4 protein-coding genes and 2 pseudogenes are annotated in these 2230 nt (G+C 41.3%); 2 read left to right on the top strand and 4 right to left on the bottom strand.

The genetic code is table 11. The features are described from left to right. Positions 1 to 86 precede the first annotated feature (86 nt). Together ACXAC4_RS27270 and ACXAC4_RS27265 are read left to right on the top strand one after the other, a co-directional pair. Positions 87 to 302 (top strand): hypothetical protein, encoded by a 216-nt coding sequence (locus ACXAC4_RS27270; RefSeq protein WP_475168296.1) that lies wholly within the window; start codon positions 87 to 89, stop codon positions 300 to 302. Positions 303 to 427: 125 nt separating this feature from the next. Then, positions 428 to 625 (top strand): annotated as a pseudogene (locus ACXAC4_RS27265) (energy transducer TonB); the annotation flags it as partial. Between the two features lie 25 nt (positions 626 to 650). On the opposite strand, the gene ACXAC4_RS27260 reads toward ACXAC4_RS27265, so the two are convergent. The 4 genes and pseudogenes from ACXAC4_RS27260 to ACXAC4_RS27245 all read right to left on the bottom strand — a co-directional run. Beyond that, complete coding sequence (locus tag ACXAC4_RS27260; RefSeq protein ID WP_475168291.1) at positions 651 to 1100, bottom strand: low molecular weight protein-tyrosine-phosphatase; 450 nt, start codon at positions 1098 to 1100, stop codon at positions 651 to 653. A gap of 39 nt (positions 1101 to 1139) precedes the next feature. Beyond that, on the bottom strand, positions 1140 to 1322 hold the full coding sequence (locus tag ACXAC4_RS27255) for a hypothetical protein (RefSeq protein ID WP_475168287.1): 183 nt from the start codon (positions 1320 to 1322) through the stop codon (positions 1140 to 1142). Further along, positions 1309 to 1662 (bottom strand): hypothetical protein, encoded by a 354-nt coding sequence (locus tag ACXAC4_RS27250; RefSeq protein WP_475168285.1) that lies wholly within the window; start codon positions 1660 to 1662, stop codon positions 1309 to 1311. The genes ACXAC4_RS27255 and ACXAC4_RS27250 overlap by 14 nt, the downstream gene beginning before the upstream one ends. A 66-nt stretch (positions 1663 to 1728) precedes the next feature. Beyond that, positions 1729 to 2230, bottom strand: a pseudogene (locus ACXAC4_RS27245) (DUF3087 domain-containing protein); the annotation flags it as partial.

The following is a 2230-nucleotide window of genomic DNA, read 5'->3' as shown; positions in this document are numbered from 1 at the left end:
AAGGTTAACGACGGTTAGATTCACCTCTTACACAGCACCTTGCATCGCAAAGTAGACGCATCAGAAACAGGGGGCGCACGACAAGCATGAATAAGCAATTTAGTGATGACGAACTCATCAAGCTTTATCAGCAAAATAACGATGCGATGCCGCCTAAACATATCGATGACACTATTTTAGCGCGTGCTGCAGATGCCGTTAATTATGAAAATAAAGTTTTTGATCAAAAAATATTTGGCAACAACGACTTAGGGCGTAAATCGCAAGCGAAAAAAGCAACAAAAACCTCAGGTGCTGTGTAAGAGGTGAATCTAACCGTCGTTAACCTTAGCAATACGTAATTTTATTGTCGTTACTTCGTTCAGTTACGTATTGCTAAGGTAGCACGGATCCTTGTGGCTTCTAACTTCCAGCACCTGAAGATGGCAGTGTCGTAATGGAGTTTGAAGTAACCCCGTCAGGCTTTGTAGACAACATTACTGTGGTTGGCTCTGAGGGTGGCTCTGCATTTGAAAGAGAAGCTGTTAAAGCAGTAAAACAGTGGCGTTATGCCCCTAAGTTTGAAAATGGGCAAGCTATTGCTGCGACTTCTCGGGTGCAATTAGATTTTAAAATCAACAACTAAATAACAGGGTCGCAGTGCGACCCTATCATATCTTGTTAAGTAGTTTATCTGCTGCGTTCTCAATTAAATCGAGTACTTTTTCGAAGCCTTGATCGCCACCATCGTAGGGATCAGGGATCTCGCTTTCCCCTGCGTCACCATGACTTAAAAATAGCGACAGCTTATATTGTAAGTGCTCTGGACACTGGGCTGTTAAATCAGCAAGATTTTGCTTGTCGGCTGCGAGGATTAAATCAAACTCATAAAAATCAGCTTGAGTCACAGGTCGCGAATAAATTCCTTTAAAACTATAGCCGCGCTTTTCGGCTGCTGCTTTTGAGCGAGGATCTGGTGGATTACCTTGGTGATAACCAATGGTGCCAGCAGAATCAACTTTGACATTAATACCTAATGACTTTGCTCGACTACGAAGCACCGCTTCAGCTGTGGGTGAGCGGCAAATATTGCCTAAGCAAACAATCAAAATCTTCTTCATTAAAATGAACCACCTTTATTATTTGCTTCAAAAAATTGCTTAAAACTCATAACTCAAGTTGATACCACCATCAACACGTTTATCATCATCGCTTGAGGCTTCACCGTACCCTAATTCAAACCTCAATCGCCAACCGTCTTGGTTTAAGCCACTGAAATTATAGCTGTAACTAAGCCCAATACCATTAGTGGTTTCTTCATCAAACGCTTCAGCGAGATGCACAACCAATTGCGTTGGCAAATGCTGCTGTAAGTTCATCGCTATTTTGAGATTCATCGCACTGAGTATCTACTTCTCTGTTTCCTAATGCGCCAACCAGCAAGCCGATTGCATGTTTATTATTATCACTTATAGCTTGCTCAAAACCCGCAGCAAAACCATCATCAAGGCCTATCTTATAATTGCCATACCAACGCTGGCTTAAGTCAGCACTAGCAACAGATACTTCAGGTATTACAAAGTACGGATAGCCACCACCAATCGAAAAACTAATATCATTAGCGCTAGCAAAAGTGGGGCCTAGTAGCAGCAACGAGACAACTGTATGTGTTATTTTTTTCACTGTTGCACAATCTTTAAAATTTTGACGCAACAAAAAATAAAGCAAAATAGGTACAAAGACAACTTTTTAGTATTGATTTAGTATCTTTTCGTCATACTTATCAACATCTAAAGTTAAATTGTACTGCTGCGCAACACTATCAAGCTCAGCCTGCTTAATTGCCAACTCATCTCATGGTAATAGTGTTGTCATCAAGCTGCCATAACAAACGTGACCCCGCATAACTGTATTGAATTGCTAATAAAGCATCGGCATTGCCCTCACGCCCTGCTGCTTTTAACTTCCTGGCGTTCCACGGGTGATTTTATTCAGCGCTTTTTTAAGCTCCCACACATAGACAATTTCAGTCATGTAATCATGATTGCGGTACTTATTAAGCACAAAGCCCACCAGCAAACTACACACAACCAACACCTAATAGGTTCCAATGAAAATGGCGGCTACCGCTTCGATCAGGAAATAACGCAATCAACGTTTGTGAAATGGCTAAACTGCCAACGGCTAAAGCAATTACACAAGCAATAATTACTTGGTTTAAATGTTTACGGTAACGGGCTTTATCTATTTG

This window comes from Pseudoalteromonas sp. AWM4_233 (assembly GCF_056158285.1).
Note: the sequence above shows the minus strand (reverse complement) of the source record. Positions and strands in the feature narration are given on the sequence as shown.